The organism is Caldalkalibacillus mannanilyticus JCM 10596 (assembly GCF_000615945.1).
Lineage (GTDB): Bacteria > Bacillota > Bacilli > Caldalkalibacillales > JCM-10596 > Bacillus_AT > Bacillus_AT mannanilyticus.
This window is the reverse complement of the sequence record NZ_BAMO01000100.1, coordinates 1-846: the sequence shown is the minus strand read 5'-3', so window position 1 is coordinate 846 and position 846 is coordinate 1. Positions and strand designations below refer to the sequence as shown.

The 846-nt window shown below is 36.6% G+C and carries 1 pseudogene; it reads left to right on the top strand.

Annotation, left to right across the window (positions count from 1 at the left end):
- Positions 1-846 (top strand): annotated as a pseudogene (tnpB, locus tag JCM10596_RS27185) (IS200/IS605 family element RNA-guided endonuclease TnpB); the annotation flags it as partial.

The window sequence follows — 846 nt, the reverse complement described above, 5'->3', positions numbered from 1 at the left end:
ATTCTTCAAGAAACAAAATAAAGCACCACGCTTCAAGTCTAAAAAGAATAAGGTACAATCCTACACGACTAAAGAAACAAACAATAACATTGCCATTGTAGACGGCAAAATCAAATTGCCAAACTCGGTCTTGTTCGCTTTGCCAAAAGTCGTGAAGTACAGGTCGTATCCTTAATGCTACTGTTAGACGAAATCCTAGTGGTAAATACTTTGTATCCATTCTTGCAGAAATAGAAGTACAGCCATTGGAGAAAACGGAATCATCTATTGGTATAGACTTAGGCATCACTGACTTTGCCATTCTTTCTGATGGTCGCAAGATTGACAATAATAAATTCACATCAAAAATGGAAAAGAAACTAAAACGTGAACAGCGAAAACTTTCAAGACGTGCGTTACATGCTAAAAACAATGGTATTAACCTTCTTGATGCAAAAAACTATCAGAAACAAAAGCGTAGAGTTGCTAGATTGCACGAAAGAGTCATGAACCAACGTGACGATTTTCTTAACAAGTTAAGTACAGAAATAATCAAAAACCACGATATTGTCTGTATCGAAGACTTGAACACCAAAGGAATGTTACGCAATCATAAGTTAGCAAAATCAATCTCTGATGTATCATGGTCTGCCTTTGTAACTAAATTAGAATACAAAGCGAAATGGTACGGTAAAACAATCGTGAAAATAAGCAGATGGTTTCCGTCTAGTCAGATATGTTCCGATTGTGGACATCAAGATGGCAAGAAATCTCTTGAAATAAGGGATTGGACTTGTCCTGTTTGCCACGAACATCACGATAGAGATATAAATGCCAGCAAAAATATCCTAGCCGAAGGCTTAAGAA